Annotated in this window: 17 protein-coding genes and 1 pseudogene; 7 read left to right on the top strand and 11 right to left on the bottom strand. The window is 72.4% G+C overall.

Going from position 1 to position 15,614, the window contains the following annotated elements; genetic code table 11:
- The 7 genes from VFO68_RS20615 to VFO68_RS20645 all read right to left on the bottom strand — a co-directional run.
- A partial coding sequence (locus VFO68_RS20615) for an HAD-IC family P-type ATPase (RefSeq protein WP_325159975.1) occupies window positions 1-1,145 on the bottom strand: 1,145 nt, incomplete at its 3' end.
- A gap of 17 nt (window positions 1,146-1,162) precedes the next feature.
- On the bottom strand, window positions 1,163-2,080 hold the full coding sequence (locus VFO68_RS20620; RefSeq protein WP_325159976.1) for a hypothetical protein: 918 nt from the start codon (window positions 2,078-2,080) through the stop codon (window positions 1,163-1,165).
- A gap of 13 nt (window positions 2,081-2,093) precedes the next feature.
- Window positions 2,094-3,053, bottom strand: coding sequence for a sigma-70 family RNA polymerase sigma factor (locus VFO68_RS20625; RefSeq protein ID WP_325159977.1), 960 nt, complete (start codon window positions 3,051-3,053; stop codon window positions 2,094-2,096).
- A 5-nt stretch (window positions 3,054-3,058) separates the two neighbouring features.
- Complete coding sequence (locus VFO68_RS20630) at window positions 3,059-3,799, bottom strand: SDR family oxidoreductase (RefSeq protein ID WP_325159978.1); 741 nt, start codon at window positions 3,797-3,799, stop codon at window positions 3,059-3,061.
- A gap of 93 nt (window positions 3,800-3,892) precedes the next feature.
- Entirely contained in the window at window positions 3,893-4,255 is a 363-nt protein-coding gene (locus VFO68_RS20635) for a DUF1304 domain-containing protein (RefSeq protein ID WP_325159979.1), read from the bottom strand.
- Window positions 4,256-4,336: 81 nt separating this feature from the next.
- On the bottom strand, window positions 4,337-4,894 hold the full coding sequence (locus tag VFO68_RS20640; RefSeq protein ID WP_325159980.1) for a hypothetical protein: 558 nt from the start codon (window positions 4,892-4,894) through the stop codon (window positions 4,337-4,339).
- Window positions 4,895-5,161: 267 nt separating this feature from the next.
- Window positions 5,162-5,422 carry a hypothetical protein gene (locus VFO68_RS20645; RefSeq protein WP_325159981.1) on the bottom strand — a complete coding sequence of 87 codons (261 nt, stop codon included), beginning with the start codon at window positions 5,420-5,422 and terminating at the stop codon, window positions 5,162-5,164.
- A gap of 106 nt (window positions 5,423-5,528) precedes the next feature.
- Here VFO68_RS20645 and VFO68_RS20650 point away from each other — a divergent pair, with 106 nt between their 5' ends.
- The 7 genes from VFO68_RS20650 (at window position 5,529) to VFO68_RS20680 (ending at window position 11,164) form a co-directional block, all read left to right on the top strand.
- On the top strand, window positions 5,529-5,840 hold the full coding sequence (locus VFO68_RS20650; RefSeq protein WP_325159982.1) for a MerR family transcriptional regulator: 312 nt from the start codon (window positions 5,529-5,531) through the stop codon (window positions 5,838-5,840).
- Between the two features lie 93 nt (window positions 5,841-5,933).
- Window positions 5,934-6,926, top strand: a complete 993-nt coding sequence (locus VFO68_RS20655; protein ID WP_325159991.1) for an LLM class flavin-dependent oxidoreductase — start codon at window positions 5,934-5,936, stop codon at window positions 6,924-6,926.
- 80 nt (window positions 6,927-7,006) lie between these two features.
- Window positions 7,007-8,632 (top strand): hypothetical protein, encoded by a 1,626-nt coding sequence (locus tag VFO68_RS20660; protein WP_325159983.1) that lies wholly within the window; start codon window positions 7,007-7,009, stop codon window positions 8,630-8,632.
- 304 nt (window positions 8,633-8,936) lie between these two features.
- Window positions 8,937-9,452 carry a hypothetical protein gene (locus VFO68_RS20665; protein ID WP_325159984.1) on the top strand — a complete coding sequence of 172 codons (516 nt, stop codon included), beginning with the start codon at window positions 8,937-8,939 and terminating at the stop codon, window positions 9,450-9,452.
- Between the two features lie 23 nt (window positions 9,453-9,475).
- The gene (locus tag VFO68_RS20670) at window positions 9,476-9,763 is read left to right on the top strand and encodes a hypothetical protein (RefSeq protein ID WP_325159985.1); all 288 of its coding nucleotides are present in this window, start codon (window positions 9,476-9,478) and stop codon (window positions 9,761-9,763) included.
- A gap of 2 nt (window positions 9,764-9,765) precedes the next feature.
- Entirely contained in the window at window positions 9,766-10,443 is a 678-nt protein-coding gene (locus VFO68_RS20675) for a hypothetical protein (protein WP_325159986.1), read from the top strand.
- 49 nt (window positions 10,444-10,492) lie between these two features.
- Window positions 10,493-11,164 carry a hypothetical protein gene (locus VFO68_RS20680; protein ID WP_325159987.1) on the top strand — a complete coding sequence of 224 codons (672 nt, stop codon included), beginning with the start codon at window positions 10,493-10,495 and terminating at the stop codon, window positions 11,162-11,164.
- 26 nt (window positions 11,165-11,190) lie between these two features.
- On the opposite strand, the gene VFO68_RS20685 is transcribed toward VFO68_RS20680, so the two are convergent.
- The 4 genes and pseudogenes from VFO68_RS20685 to VFO68_RS20700 all read right to left on the bottom strand — a co-directional run.
- Window positions 11,191-12,294 (bottom strand): hypothetical protein, encoded by a 1,104-nt coding sequence (locus VFO68_RS20685; protein WP_325159988.1) that lies wholly within the window; start codon window positions 12,292-12,294, stop codon window positions 11,191-11,193.
- Window positions 12,291-12,806, bottom strand: a complete 516-nt coding sequence (locus tag VFO68_RS20690; protein ID WP_325159989.1) for a SigE family RNA polymerase sigma factor — start codon at window positions 12,804-12,806, stop codon at window positions 12,291-12,293. The genes VFO68_RS20685 and VFO68_RS20690 overlap by 4 nt, the downstream gene beginning before the upstream one ends.
- Window positions 12,807-12,899: 93 nt before the next feature.
- Window positions 12,900-15,248, bottom strand: coding sequence for a hypothetical protein (locus tag VFO68_RS20695; RefSeq protein WP_325159990.1), 2,349 nt, complete (start codon window positions 15,246-15,248; stop codon window positions 12,900-12,902).
- Window positions 15,245-15,614: pseudogene (locus VFO68_RS20700) on the bottom strand (hypothetical protein); the annotation flags it as partial. The gene VFO68_RS20695 and the pseudogene VFO68_RS20700, both read right to left, overlap by 4 nt.

Raw genomic sequence — 15,614 nt, forward strand, 5'->3', positions numbered from 1 at the left:
GCGGTGAACGCCGCCGCCGCCCCGGCGCCGGCGCCGAGCCAGAACGCCAGCGTGGCCACGGCCAGCGCGATCACGATCGGGACGAACACCGCCGAGACCCGGTCGGCCAGGCGCTGCACGGCCGCCTTGCCGTTCTGCGCCTGCTCGACCAGCGCCGCCATCTGGGCGAGTTGGGTGTCGGCCCCGACCCGGGTGGCGCGCACGAGCAGCCGGCCGCCGGCGTTGACGGTGGCCCCGACCACCGGATCGCCCACGCCGACCTCGACCGGCACGGACTCGCCGGTGACCATGCTCGCGTCCACCGCGGAGGAGCCCTCGACGACCACCCCGTCGGTGGCGACCTTCTCACCCGGCCGGACCACGAACTCCTCGCCCACGGCCAGGTCCGCGATCGGGACGCGGTGCTCGACACCGTCGCGCAGCACCGCGACGTCCTTGGCGCCCAACTCGAGCAGTGCCCGCAACGCGGCTCCGGCCCGGCGCTTGGACCGCGCCTCGAAGAAGCGGCCGGCCAGGATCGCGGTGGTGACGCCGGTGGCCACCTCCAGGTAGATCAGTCCGGCGGCCTCGCCCCGCTGCACGGTCAGGCTGAACTCGTGCACCATGCCCGGCATCCCGGCGGTGCCGAGGAACAGCGCGTACAGCGACCACCCGAAGGCGGCGGCGACGCCCATCGAGACCAGCGTGTCCATGGTGGCGGCCCCGTGCCGCAGGTTGGTCCACGCGGCCCGGTGAAACGGCCAGGCCCCCCAGACCACGACCGGCCCGGCCAGCGCCAGGGACAACCACTGCCAGTAGGTGAACTGCAGGGCCGGGACCATCGCGAGCGCGATCACCGGCACGGTCAGCACGGCCGAGACGATCAGCCGCTGCCGCAGCGGGTCGGCCGGCTCCGCGGCGGTGTCCCGGGTGGTGTCGGGCGGGGCGGGAAGCTCGGCGGTGTACCCGGTCGCGGTCACGACCTGGACGAGATCCTGCGGGGACATCGACGCCGGGTAGGTCACCCGGGCCTTCTCGGTGGCGAAGTTGACCGTCGCGCTCACCCCGTCGACCCGGTTGAGCTTGCGCTCGACGCGGGCCGCGCAGGAGGCGCAGGTCATGCCTCCGATGGACAGCTCGACCTGCTTCGTGGCCGGAGTGCTCATGGCGGTTCGGCCTCCCCTCAGCCGCCGTGCCCGTGCGGGCCTTCAGCGGATGGTGTCGTCGCCGGCGGCACCGGGGGCGCCGTGCCGGTCGTGTCCACGGTGAACTCGGCGGTGCGCACCCTGCCGCCGTGCTGGAAGTCCAGGAACAGCCGGTAGCGCCCGGGGGTGGGCACCGTGACCGCGAACCGCACCTCCGGGCCGGCGCCACCGTCGAGCGGATGCACATGCAGGTAGCCCAGGTCCGCCGCGCGCAGGGCCACCAGGTGCCCGTAGGAGCCCAGATACGGCTGCAGGTCGGTGACCGGCGCCCCGTCCCGGGTCACCGTCGCGGTGACCGTCGACTCCCGGCCCGCCACCAGCTCGCCGGCCACCGTCACCGCGTACCCGTCCGCGGCGTGCGTCCGGCTCGGAGCGTGCTCGCGCGGCTCGTAGGGGCCGGGCACCTGCACATCGGCGCCGAGGACGGTCTTGGCGCCGCCTTCGGGCGTGAAGTCGGTGAACACGCGGTAGCTGCCCGCCGCCGGCAGCGCCAGACCGATGCTCCAGGTGCCGTCCGCGGCCATCTCCGGATGCACGTGCTGGAACAGGGCGCCGTCGCGACGGACCACCACCAGGTGCAGCCGCTTGTCGTGGTCCACGGCGAACCGGGTGAGCACCGCGCCGTCCTGGCCCAGGATCCGGAACCGGAACGGTTCGGGCACGGCGGCGGCCAACCGGTCCTGGCCCAGCTCCAGGCGGTACCCGCCGGCCGCCACCGCCAGGCCCGGCAGCGGGCCCTGCGCCGCGGCGGTCGGCTGCCCGGGCGCCGCGTGTTCGGCCGCGGCCGCCGGCTCCGCGCCCTCGACCGGGCCGACCGCGGCGCCGACCGCCCAGGCGCCACCTGCCACACCGGCCAGCGCGAGCCCGAAAGCCGCCAGCCTCGCTCCCGTCCGCATGCTCTATTTATACCTATAGGGGGTATGTGTATGCAAGCTGGAGGGGCACCAGGGCCGGGTCGTTGAACGCCGTGATGCGGGCGATCCGGAGGCCGGTCAGGGTCAGCACGTGGACGCCGTGCGCCTGGTACCGGCCGCCGGCGGCGCGTTCGTGCACGACGACGGCGGGCTGGCCGTTGGCCCGGGTGGGCACCAGGCGCCACCGGCCGGTCGCGAGAACCCGGCCGGCCAGGAACCCGACGACCGCCGGCCGCCCGGTGAACCAGGTGGGGACCGGCGGCATCTCCAGTTCGACGTCGGCGCGCAGCAGCGCGGTGAGGGCGTCGAGGTCGGCCCGGGTGAACGCGTCGACATAGCCGTCGAGCAGGGTCCGCTGGGCCTGTTGGTCCGGTTCGGCCAGGTCGTCGGCGACCGGTCCGGCTTCGGCCAGCCGGGTGCGGGCCCGGCGCAGGGTGCTGTCGACGGCCGCGGTGGTGGTGCCGAGCATGTCGGCGACCTCGGCGGTGCGGAAGCAGAGCACGTCGCGCAGGGTCAGCACGGCGCGTTGCCGGGCGGGCAGGTGCTGCAGGGCGGCGATGAAGGCCAGCCGCACCCCGGTCCGGCCGGCGACGACGCCGGCCGGGTCGCCGCCGGCCAGCAGCGTGTCGGGCACGGGTTGCAGCCACGGCACCGTCGGATCGGCGGCGGCCACGGCGACCCGGTGGTCGTCGGCCGGTGCGCCCAGCCCGGACGGCAGCGGACGCCGGGACCGGGTGCGCAGCGCGGTCAGGCAGGCCATGGTGGCGATCGTGTACAGCCACCGGCGCACCGAGGAGCGGCCCTCGAACCCACCGAACGCCCGCCAGGCGCGCAGATAGGTCTCCTGCACCAGGTCCTCGGCGTCGTGGATCGAGCCGAGCATGCGATAGCAGTGCGCGAGCAGTTCCGGGCGGAACGGCTCGGTCCGGGCGGCGAACTCGGCGTCGAGGGTCACGGTGCTCAGTCCACCGGACGCAGGCCGGCGCCGTCGATCTGGTACTCCGGGGCGCTGCCGGGGTTTCCGGCGATCTCGGCGACGGCCTTGGCGACCTGCTCCGGGGTGAGGACCGGCTGCCGGGCCGCGACGAAGGCGGCCGGGTCGACGCCCTGCCGTGCGGCGTAGCCGGCGATCCCGACCGTGCCGAGGTCGGTGGCCGGGGTCAGGTGCGGAAGCAGGGTGACGAACCGGATGCCCAGCCCGGCCCGGTCCGACTCGTCGGCGGCGTACCCGCGCAGGTACCGGATGGCGGCCTTGGCGCTGGCGTAGCCGCCGCTGAGCGGCGAGCCACCCAGGACCGCGCCGCTGGACAGGGTGAGGACCACGCTGTCCGGCGCCAGCGGCTCGCGCAACGCCGCCCGGGTCCAGGCGAACACATGCCGGGTGTCGACGTTCCAGTTGCGGCTGAAGGATTCCCAGGTCTGCTCGTGCACCGGAGCCATGTGCGGCACCGCACCGGCGTTGAGCACGAGCAGGCCGGGCCGGTGCTCGCGGAGCACGCCGTGGGCCAACCCGTCGTCGGTGGCGTCGGCGGCCAGCGGCACGAAACCCGCGCCGAGCTCGTCGCGCACCGCGCGCAGCCGGCGTTCGTCGCGGGCGACCCCGACCACCCGCGCACCGCCGGCGACGAGCAGCGCGGCGATCGCGCGCCCGAAACCGCGGCTGGCGCCGGTGACGACGGCGGTCTGGAACAGTTCGGACATCGGGCACCCCGTTCGGTGGATCGGACTCGGTCGGAATCAAGACCAGCCGCCCACCGAAAAGCCGTCGCCACCGGCCAGGTGATGCGGGTCACATCACTGCGACATGAACACCGCGATCAGCGCCAGGGTGGCGGGAACCGCCTGCACGTACAGAATCCGCCGGCTGACCGTGACCGCGCCGAACACCCCGGCGACGATGACGCAGAGCAGGAAGAACACCGAAACCTGATAGCCGATCGAGCCGCCGGCGACCAGCCCCCACACCAGCCCGGCGACCAGGAAACCGTTGTACAGCCCCTGGTTCGCCGCCAGCGCGGCGGACTGCTCGGCGAACTCGGCGTCCGTGCCGAAGACCGCCCGGCCCCGCGGGGTCTTCCACAGGAACATCTCCAGCACGAGGAAGTACCCGTGCAGCAGGGCAACCAGCCCGATCAGAACATCCGCGACGATGTGCACCGGCGCAGCCTACTGATCAAGGGCCGGCCGTCCCACCGGTGAGCAGCCGGGCGCGGATCTGGTCGAACTCGATGTGCCGGGTCACGGGCGACTCACGCTCCGGACCGGGGCGTCCGGCGGTAGCCCGAAGGCAAGCCGGGCCTGTGCCGTGACGTCCTCGGACAGGTCGGGAGAAGCGCCCAGCCAGTCGTGCAGACGCCGGACGGCGGCCGGTGAGAAGTGCTCCCGCTCCCAGCCGGCGGCGGCGTGGCCGTCGGGGGACGACTCGATCCGGGTCACCGTCCAGCGCCCGGAACCGCCGGTGAGCACGACGAGTTTGGCGCACTGCTCGCCGCTTCCCCCGATCAGCGCGCCGTCCGCCCGGCCGTACTCCACGCAGTGCGCGAGCAGCCCGACGCGGAGTTCCGCCCCGTCCCGTCCGGTCTCGACCACCCGCTGCGCGCAGAACCACCGCGGCCCCGACTCCGGGCGCGCACTGGTCAGCAGCCCGGTCCAGGGCCCGCGCTCCAACTCCTGGTCGATGAGCGGAAGCACGGCCCGCGCCAGCCCGGCATCGACCTCGGGGGCCGAGTACCGCTCGATCACCAACCAGCCGGACACTCCCAGCCCGGCGAGCGCGGCGCCCAGCACCCATCGCATCGCCGCCCGCCGCCTCATGTCCGTTCAGACGGCCGAGCCACGGCCCGGTTGCCCGCCGCGCCTTCGAAAGATGGCACCGCCCGCCACGGCCAGGCGGGCCGGGGCGGGCGGGTCGCCACGCGGGGAGGCTGCCGCGGAGCCGCGTCACGAGACGCCGTGCTGGGCTTGCGTCGCTACCAGCCGGAGGAGTGGGCAGGCAGCGCTCCACGCGTTCGGGGTATCTCCACCGGTATCGGCCGCTCATCACCTCCTGGTCCGGGAACACGCTCACGCCTGCGCCGTGCGGGGCGGGGCCCGCTCCCGGGCGGCGTATCGACGGGGTAGGACGGCATGGCCGGCACACCGGGATGTGCTGGCCGGCCGGTCAGCACCGGACCGGGGTCCGCCGGGGCGGGGGGTTCGGGGCCGGCGGGGCCGGCCGCCGAAGTTGGCGGCGATGATCGCCTCGAACTCCGCGTCGAGCCAGTCCGGGTCGTCGCACACCAGGTCGGCGAACCCGTCCCGCTCGGTGGCAAGCGCACCGCTCACCTCGATCACCCCCGGGCTGACCCCTGACCAGGTAACTGACCGATACACGATTTTTATAGCCAACGCTGCAGATTGTGTCAAGGGTGCCGTGTAGATAGTCTGAGGCGTGGCACTGGACGACCTGGACGACGCCGACTATCCGGCCTACACCACGGGACAGGCGGCCGTCCTGCTCGGCGTCCAGCAGGCGTTTCTGCGCAGCCTGGACACCGCCGACCTGGTCCGCCCCCAGCGGTCCGACGGCGGGCACCGCCGCTACTCCCGCCGGCAGCTCCACCTCGCCGCGCGCATCCGGGAGCTGTTCGACGAGGGCCACAGCCTGGCCGCCACGACGCGGATCATCGGCCTGCAGGACGAGCTCGCCGCGGCCAACGACCAGATCACCGAACTGCGCCGGCAACTCGACACCGAGTCCTGACGCCCACCCGCCGCGAGGCGGAGGTCACGTTCGGCGGGCGCGGGGAAGACCGGCGGTGTCCGCCGGGTTGATCGGGACGTGAGCCAACCAGCCATGTCCGTGCTCGATCTCGCGCCGGTGGCCGCCGGAGCCAGCGCGACCGAGGCCCTGCGCAACACCACCGAGCTGGCCAAGCGGGTCGAGGAGCTGGGTTACCGGCGGTTCTGGGTAGCCGAGCACCACAACATGCCGTCGATCGCCAGTTCCGCGCCCGCGGTGCTGATCGCGCACCTGGCCGCCGCCACCTCGACCATCCGGGTCGGTTCCGGTGGGGTGATGCTGCCCAACCACGCACCCCTCGTGGTCGCCGAACAGTTCGGCACGCTGGAGGCGCTGCACGCGGGCCGCATCGACCTGGGCATCGGCCGGGCGCCCGGCACCGACCAGCGCACCGCGCTGGCGCTGCGGCGGACCATGGCCGGCCTGTCCGCCGAAGGGTTCCCGGACGAGCTCGCCGACCTGATCGGGTACTTCCACGGCACCCCCGGCACCGGAATCGCCGCCGTGCCCGGCCGGGGCAACGAGCCGGCCATCTGGCTGCTGGGGTCGAGCGGGTTCAGCGCGCAACTGGCCGGCCGGCTCGGGTTGCCGTTCTCCTTCGCCCACCACTTCAGCTCCGCCAACACCGTGCCGGCCCTGGAGCTCTACCGCCGCAACTTCCGCCCGTCCCGCTGGCTTTCCGAGCCGCACGCCAAGGTCGCCGTCAACGTCGTCTGCGCCGAGACCGACGAGCGCGCCCGCTACCTCGCCGCTCCGGCCGCCCTGGCCTTCCTGCAACTGCGCACCGGTCATCCCCAGCCACTGTCCACACCCGACGAAGCCGCCGCCTACCCGTACACGCCGCTGGACCGCGCCTTCGTCGAGGACCGCTGGCGCGACCAGGCCGTGGGTTCCCCCGACACCGTCCGCCGTCAACTCGGCGACCTGCTGGCCCGCACCCGGGCCGACGAGCTCATGCTCACCACCATGGTCTACGACCTGGACGACCGGGTCCGCTCCTTCGAGCTCGTCACCGACAAGGTCGCCCTGACCAGCGCCACCGGTTAGTCTCGGTGCGCGCTGACCGGACCGGCGCCGGTGCCGTCAGCGTGGTGTCGTTGAACCGTCCACTGGGGAGTGCAGCCGGCATGGCTCGAAACGTCGTTCTTCTCGTCGTGCTCACCTGCCTGGCGGTGGCCGGCTGCAGCGTGCAGGTCGACGGGCGGCCGCGGGCGGCGGGGGAGGAGACCGCGGCCGGCGGCTCCGCTGCGCCCGCGGGGGAGCCGGAGAAGCTGCCCCGGCCCAAGGACCGGGACCTGCAGGCGGTCACGGTCGCGTTGCGCAAACTGGACGCCTGCGGGGTTTTCGACCTCGGCGCGGCGCGGGCCGCCGGCAACCCCGCCGCAGCAGTGCTCCCAAGCGGTCCGCATTCCTGCTACCTCGTGCCGAAGGCGAACTACTCGCCGGGCGACGACCCGGTCGAACTCACGGTCGGGGACGGCCAGATCGACCTCTACCGGTACATGGGCGCGCCGGTGCGACTCGCGGGTGTCGACGCCTACGAGTACCGCGAGTCCCGGGCGTGCCAACTCCATGTGCCGGTCAGCTTCACCAGGTCGCTCAGGTTCCGGTTGGCCGCGTCGGACGCCTGCCCGGTGGTCCGGCAGGTCGCCGAGGCGTCCGTGGCCAGGCTGCGCAACCCGGACGCGATCACCGTGGACCCGGGGACCCGTCCCTTCGCCGCCTGGGACGGCTGCGTGTTCCTCGCCCAGCTGCTCGGCGAGGACGCGGGGAGGTACACCTTCGAGCCCGACGGAATCAGGGACCCGTTCAGCGGCTGCCAGACCGCCGAGAAGCGCGACGAGCAGTCCGCGCCCAAGGACAAACCCAAGGACAAGAAGGCCGGTGAGGTCAGCCGGAGCCCGGACCTGGAGGTCAGCTACGACCAGGTGCCCGGCGCGCCGAAGCAGAGCCGGCAGGTCGGCGGCAAGACGGTCGACGTGGGTGACTTCGGCACCGGCTGTGTGCTGACCTGGAACCAGGGCCCGTCGGGCGTCGGCAGCCAGTGGTTCGCGGCGCAGATCTTCCGGCTCGGCGCACCGGACTGCGACAGCGCCGCCCGGCTCGCCGAGCAGGCGATGCTGCTGGCCGGCCAGCAGCCGGCCGACGCCGCCGCAGCGCCGCAGCGCCCGCTGCTCTACAACCCGGACGAGCCGCAGAGCCCCTCTGTCGGCGCCTGCGTCGATTTCAGCGTCCCGCGCTCGGAGTTGGACTGCGAGCCCTATCACGAGACGAGCGTCCCCCGGGGCGCCGACCAGATCATGGCGGCCGCCTCGGCCAACCGAAACGTGCAGTGCGCCGTGTTCGGCGACGCCGTCAAGGCCCAGCTCGGGCCCACCTTCCAGGCGATGACGTGGGGCGCGCACTGCTTCTTCGTCGAGTCCGGCCACACGCTGCAGATCCAGGTGAACGTGGACGCCGACAACGCCCCTGGTGACTACGGAGACCGGCCGGACCTGTGGGTGGACCGGCGGGAAACCACGGTCGAGGGACTGCCGGCGATCAGCTTCTGGGACAAGAGCCGCAGCGTCTTCGACCTCTACCTGTCGCCGCACGGCGACCTCAGCCGGAAAGGCAACCTGCACATCCAGGTGGAGGCGCGGGGTGGCCGCGGCAACGGGGACGGACCGCCGCAGACCAAGCTCGACCCGGCCAAGGCGGAAGCCGCCACCAAGGTCATGACCGATGTCGTCCGCCGGCATTTCAAGGGTTGAGCCGGCGCCCTGTGATGTAGGTCATAGTAGTGCCGGAAATGTATCTGGCGGCCCGGGTCGGGCTCATTTCATCCGGTGCAGAAGGCTTCAAATAATGGCGATCAGCGGTCGTTAAAAAATTCTGGACGCCATTGCTCCGTTGAGCCTATGATCATTGCTGCGTCCATCGCCGGCCGTTTCCGTGACCGAGCCGTCAGGCGCGTGACCGCGTCGGAAAAGGCGGCTGGTTGGCCGCCCTTTTGGGCAGGTTTTGAGCGGAGCCGCCTCGGTACGGTCGGGTCACCACCGACAAATGGAGGCGACTATGGCGGCTGAAGCATGGGCCGATCCGGAGCTCCAACAACAGCTTGAACACAAGATCGGTCCCGACTGGGCCGGCCAGCTCGAGACGCAATTCGGGCCTGACTGGGCCGATCAATGCACCCATGAATTGACCAGCCGGGTCGGCGACGACTGGCCGAGCAGTTCCGACAAGGCCGCCGACGCCCTGGCGGAGATACTCGCCGAAGCCACCCCCGAGACGGCGGACGGCCAGGGGGTCGAGTTCGACCTGAGCCAGTACCCGTGGGTGTCGACGCTGGTCGAGTCGGACAGTTTCGAGGCCTGGCTGGTCCGGATCGGCGTGTCCGATGAGGACGCCAAGCTGTTCGCCGACGCCGAGGCGATCCCGGCGGCGGACGCTTCCGAACAGCCCGTCGACTTCGACTTCGGCCGGTACCCGTGGGTGTCGACGCTGCTTGAGGTCGACACGTTCCAGGACTGGTTGGTCCGTATCGGAATGACCCAAGAAGAGGCGGCAATGTTCGCCGAGTCCGAATAGACCGAGTCGAGAAGGAGTTACCGATGAGTAGACCTGCCCCGAATGCCCGGCTAGCAGTGCTCGCGGTCGTCCGCGCGGGCATAGTGATGCTCCAGGCGTTGAAAAAAGCTTTTGACGAATACATGGGCGGCGGGCTCAATCCGCTCACCATGACAGATGCGCTCACCAGGATCTGGGAGTTCATCGAGGCCTTCTACGGCAACTCCGAGTTCCTGCCGGAGTCGGTCCGGAACGCGCTGGCGGCGGCCATTGCGGGCCTCACCGCCGAGCACAAGCAGATCACCGACATCTTCCACCACGAGATGAGCTGACAATGGCGACGGCAGACGAGTTGTGGACGTGGATCTACCCGCCGCTGACGGAGCTGGTCGCGGCGCGGGCGGATGACCGCACCCGGTCGTGGACCGAGCTCCGCGGTTACTTCCTCGAGCGGACCGGCCTGGCCGACGCCTCGGACCACCCGCTGGTGGCCGACCTGGTCGAGACGCTCGACCAACTGTCCGAAGAGGACAGCGCCGCGCTGCTCGACGACGGTGCCCGGCTCGAGGCCCAGGTCTACGAACTCGCCGTGGCGCACGCGGACCCCGAGCCCGAGGCCGCCGAGCCGGCCGGGGCGGGGGAGCCGGCCGCTGCCGACGATCCGGCGTACGACGAGGCCGAGTGGCAGCGGTTCCTGGTGGACAACGGCCCGCGCTGGAACGGGGAAGACGCCACCTGGGGCCAGTTCAGCGAGTGGTTCGGCTACCACGCGCGGGAAGCGGGCGTCGGCCAGCCGGCGACCGACCTGCTGGCCTACCTCGACACCCTGTCGGCGGCGGACCGGATCACGACGCTGGCGCAGTACGGCGTCGTCATCCCGACCGCCGACGCGGAGCCGGTGCGGCTCACCGAGGAGGACATCGAAGGGCTGCTGGCCGAGGACTCCGAGTTCGCCGACATCTCCGAGGACCGCAGGCGCGAACTGATCCAGCAGGTCGTCGGAGATCACTGAGCGGCCGACGCCAGGCCACCGAACGCCAAGCACGAAAGGAATCCCTGACATGAACCCCGAGGGTGACCGCGAGGAGCAGTACCGGCAGTACCTGCTGGAGAAGCTCGCGCGCAAGTACGGTGCCTCCCGGCTGCCGACCCGAATCAAGAAGCAGGAGGCGCCCTACGACCGGAACAACAACCCGACGCAGGAAGACTTCCGCAACGAGCAGGGCGTGTCCGACGCGCCGGTGCGGCTCAACGCCTTCTGGTACGACCTGACCGAACAGGGCGGCGGCCTGCAGCCCAACCCCGGCGTCGAGTACCTGTGGGTCGTCCGCGACGACGGCCACCTCGTCATCGGGGTGGAGGATCCGAGCAAGTTCACCGAGGCGTTCCCGTTCTTGAACGGCGACAAGTCGATGGACGGGCTCGGGCACCCGACCATCGCCGCGACGTTCGGCGCCAAGGGCGAGACCCAGCCGGGCAAGGGCCGGATCGCCGGTGAGCTGAAGGACGCGGGCGGCTGGCTGATCAACGATCACTCCGGCCGGTACGGCTCGGGCCGGGGGGACACGGTCGACCTGCTGCTGCGGACGGCCAAGCTGTTCGGCAGCTACGGCATCGAGATCGCCTACATCCAGTCCAAGGCCGGCACCGACGACGCGGCCCTGTCGGTCGACGAGGCGAGGAAACTGGTTGCCGCCCGGCGCACCGCCCAGACGACGAAGGCGAGGCTGTAGCTCTCCCCGGCGCCCACCCGCCGTTGTCAACGACCCAACCAGGTGTAGTCCGGTGTCCGGAACACGAGGGTGTTCAGGATGTCGATCAGCTGGTCACGGGACAGCGGGGTGGGCGCCGAACCGCCGGTTCCGTCGGACACGCTGGACGCGTCGAGCGTGAGCCACCGGCCGTCGTCGAGTCGCACCGCGAGCCGCGCGGGGGTGATGTCGTTGTGCTCGGTGGAGCGCCGGTCGACCGGCGCCACGTAGGTTCCGGTCCGCCCGCGCACGGTGACCGGCTCCCCGCCGGACTCGAGGGCCTGCGGGCTCAGGGTCACCTGCACGGTCGGGGACCTGTCGTCGACCGCGCCCGGCTCGGCGGCCACCAGTTCGGTCGTCGCGTCCGCGGGCGAGCTGCCCCGCACGCCCGCGGTCTCCTCCGCCAACGGCGCGGGCAGCGAACCGAACCTGATCCCCGGCCGCACCGCCGACCCGCCGTCCGGGCGGACCGACTCGGCGATCCGCAGTGCCGTCTGGCGCGCATCGGCCACCTTGACCAGGCTCACCTGCAGGATCGTGCCGGCGTCCGGCATCCAGATCAGGCGCCCGCCCGAGGCGTCCAGCCGCGGGAACCCGGCCGGGTGGCCGGCGACCGTCGCCGTGTCCCTGGCCTCCGAGATCGCCTGCGGCGTGTCCGCCCAGGACGGCTCCGCCGGAGTGTGCACGGACAGCGTGATGAGCGGCGTGAGCGGGTTGCCGGAGCTGTCCGTCCGCACCGTTCCGGCGGCCCACTGGCGATGCTGCCGGCCGTCCGGCCCGACCGCGCGGTACACCTCGGTGAACCCGGGGGGCAGCCAGGCGGCGGTGTAGCGCAACAGCCCGGCGGGCGGGACCTCGGTGGCGCCGGTGCCGCCGCCCGGCCCGTCCGGTTCGGGCCGTGGCCCGGTGAGCTGCTGGATGCCGGCCGGAATGGTGATGACCACGACGGCCACCGCGATCGCGACGGCCAGCCCGCCCACCAGGCCCCGGGACCGCCGCGGCGCCGGGCGCCGCACCGGCCGGCGCAGCGCGGCCAGCACCGGTCCGGGATCGGGGGCGCGGCTCTCCTGGCGCCGCAGCGTGTCCCTGATCAGCTCTTCGACGTCGGTCATCTGCCCTCCCGGGGAGTCAGCGCGGGCGCGGGGGCGGGCCTGGCCGAGCGCAGGGTGGCCAGGGCGCGTGAGATGTAGGTCCGGACGGTGCCGATCTTGCAGTTCAGCTCGGTGGCGATCTCCTGGTCGGAGTAGCCCGCGTAGTACCGCAACACCACGGCCGCGCGCTGTTTGGCCGGCAGCCGGGCGATCCCGGACAGCATCGCGTCCCGTTCGTCGTAGCGCGCCAGGGCATCCGTGGCGGCCAGCCGGTCGGCGTCCACCGCGGACAGCGACAACGCCACCCCGCGCGCCGCCCGGCGCCGCCGCCAGGACAGGTACTCGTTGGTCACCATGCGCTTGACGTAGGCCGACGGGTTGTCCGTCGCGGCGATCCTGGGCCAGCGCTGCTGGGCGCGCAGCAACACCTCCTGGACCACGTCCTGTGCCAGATGCGCGTCGCAGGTCAGCACCGTGGCGTACCGCAACAGTGGATCCAGACGGTGAGCCACGAACTCCTCGAAGCTGGGCACAACCGGTCCTTCCGCCGCAGTGAGATCATGTCCCTATAACGCGGGCGGTGGCCGGTTGATCGACGATCAGTTTCTCGCGGCCGACTCGACGGCTCACCCGGAGCGCGGTGCCCCGCCCGGCGGCTCGTCCGCCAGCCGCTTCTCGACCTCGTCCAGATAGTGGCGCAGCACCGGGGTTTCCGGCTGGCCGGCGCGTAACTTCTCGGCCCGCGCCAACAGGTCCTGCGCGACCCGGACCGCGGGCAGGTCGGCCCGGATCTGGGCGGCCGCCCGCCCGTCCTTGAGCGCCGCGGCGGCCAGATGCTGCAGGCAGCGCGACTGGCCCTGTTCCTCGCCGATCACCTCGAAGTAGTGCTCGGCGAGCCGCCAGGCGGCGACCGCGTCCAGCAGCCGGTCGTCCTGACCGGCCAGTGCGATCCCGCGCAGTTCGACGGCATGGGCCCGGCAACCGAGGTCGTGGCGCTCCTTGGCCAACCGTTCGGCCTGGTCGAGGTGATCGAGCGCGTCGTGCGGCCGGTTGAGCCGCAGGCACAGCGCGGCGAGGTTGAGCCGGGCCGCGGTGGCGCCGCGGTGATCGCGGTGGTTGGCCAGAATGCGGTTCAGCTCAGCCTCGGCGGTGGTCAGGTCGGACCGATCGGGCCGGGGGCGGGAAAGCGCCAGCAACGCCCGTTCCACGTGCTCGCGAACCCCGAGCTCGGTGAACTGCTCCGCCGAGGCGTCAGCGGTCTCGGCGGCCACGTCCAGCTTGCTGCCCGCCTCGGAAAGCCGGCCGGCGATCCGGTGCGCGGCCGCCATCCGGATCGCCGCGGCGCAGGCCAGGTCCGCCCGCCCGGACCGCTCGGCGAGCACGTGCAACGCCGTGTTCACCTTGAGCAGCCCGTCGGCCTGCTGCTCGCGCACATACCATCCCTCCAGCGCTTCGGCGATCACGGCCAGATCGTCGAGTACCAGCAGGCATAATCGTTCGTCCTGATAGGACTCGGTGGTGAACAGCGGTCGCACCGACCGTTCGACGTCGTGGAACCAGTCGCCGGCTGCCCGTCCCGAGCCGAGGTCGGCCGCCCGGCCGCTGGTCTCCACCGCGTAATACCGCACCAGTGCGGGAATCGCCTGCCGGGCGTAGTCCCGGCGCACGTCGTCGTCGGTGGTCGCCGCGACCGCCCGGCGCACCTCGCGCGGGAACCGGTACCGGCCGTCGGCATCCCGCACCAGGTTGCGGATCCGTAGTTCCTCAAGCGGGTCCCGGCCGGCCGGCTCGCCGGGGTAGCCGGCCAGCATGCCCACCACGGCGCCGCGGGTGAGCGCGGTCACCGGCAACTCGGCGAGCGCGTGCAGCAGCCATACCGCGTCGTCCGGCAGGCCGGCCCGGACCCGGTCGAGCATCCCGGTCCAGATCCGTTCCAGCACGCTGTCCCGCGAGCCGGGCGAGGCCGCGGCGGCGACCACGCCGGTGATGCTCACCGTGCTGTCCGGTCGGCCCACCTCCCGGATGAACGCCTTGAGCACACCGGGACGGCCGAAGCAGGCCAGCAGCAAGGTGTCCAGATCCTCCCGCCGGACGCCGCCGAACCGGCGGACCCACCGCTCCACCATGCGCCGGGCCTTGGCCGGGCTGCCCGGCTCGGGCAACTCGGCTCGCCACATGGCCCGCAGCCCGTGCAGACCCAACTCGCCGACGAGCACGGTGGCCGGTTCCCGGGTGCGCAGGATCGCCGACTCACCGGCCACCACCAGCCACGGAGGCCCACCGCCCGGCCAACTGCCGACCAGCCACTCGACCTCCTCCGGGCCGGAGGCGTTGTCCAGCATCAGGACGTCGTAGTCGTCGCGGAGCGTGGCGACCAGGCGGTAGCCGGCATCGGCGAGCAGGCCCGGCGTGCCGTCGGCCGGCTCGTCCACCCCGAACTCCGAGACCACCCGCGCGGCCGCCGCCCTGGCGTCGTCCGGCCGCCGGCTGGAGCGGCTGCGCAGGTCGAGCCGGACGGTTCGGCCCGGGGTGGCGAGGCCGGCGTCGATCAGGCGCTGCACCATGGTTTCGGCCACCGCCGAGGTGCCGATGTCGCGCGGGCCGGCCACCAGGACCACGCCCTGCGCCTGGGCCACCTGCACCGCCCGGTCGACCTCGGAGTCCCTGTCGTACAAGGGATCGGGCGGACGCCAGGGCGCGGGCAGCCGCGCCGCGGGCCATTCCCCGCCGGTCCGCGTGGCGTTGTCGTCCAGTTCCTCGCGCCGGTCGCGCAGGTACAGCACCACCCAGCCCAGCGCGGCGAGCGGGACTCCGAACACCGCCACCAGCAGCACGTAGCGGCCCACCACCTGACCGAAGGCGGTCTCGTTGGCCTGGTTGCCGATCAGCTCGCTGACGATGTTGAGCACCACCCAGCTGATGACCGCGATCAGCACGACCTTGGTGGTCTGGAGGAAACCGCGCTCGGAGCTCACCGGGCCGCACCTCCGGTCAGGCCGGCGACGATCCGCGGCCAGGTGAGGAACAGTACGGTCACCGGGATCAGCGCGGCGGCGACCGCGCCCGCGGCCACCGTGCCGGCCGAGGTGCCGATCTGCCGCGCCTCGCCCCACAGCAGCAGGGTGAACGGCGTCGAGCCGCCGCCGATCAGGAACCCGACGATGAAGTCGTTCCACACCAGCACGAACTCGAGCACCGCCACCGCGATCATCGCCGGGCGGTACCGGGTTCGCCGCCATATGGCGTCCAGGGACGGCCGCTCGTCGTCCGAGCGCACCCGGGCCGCCTCGAACGCCGTGCGCAGCACCAGGACCGCGAACGGCAGTCCGGCCGCGGCGTGG

The sequence above is a fragment of the Actinophytocola sp. genome, assembly GCF_035712165.1.
Classification (GTDB): Bacteria; Actinomycetota; Actinomycetes; order Mycobacteriales; family Pseudonocardiaceae; genus DASYTH01.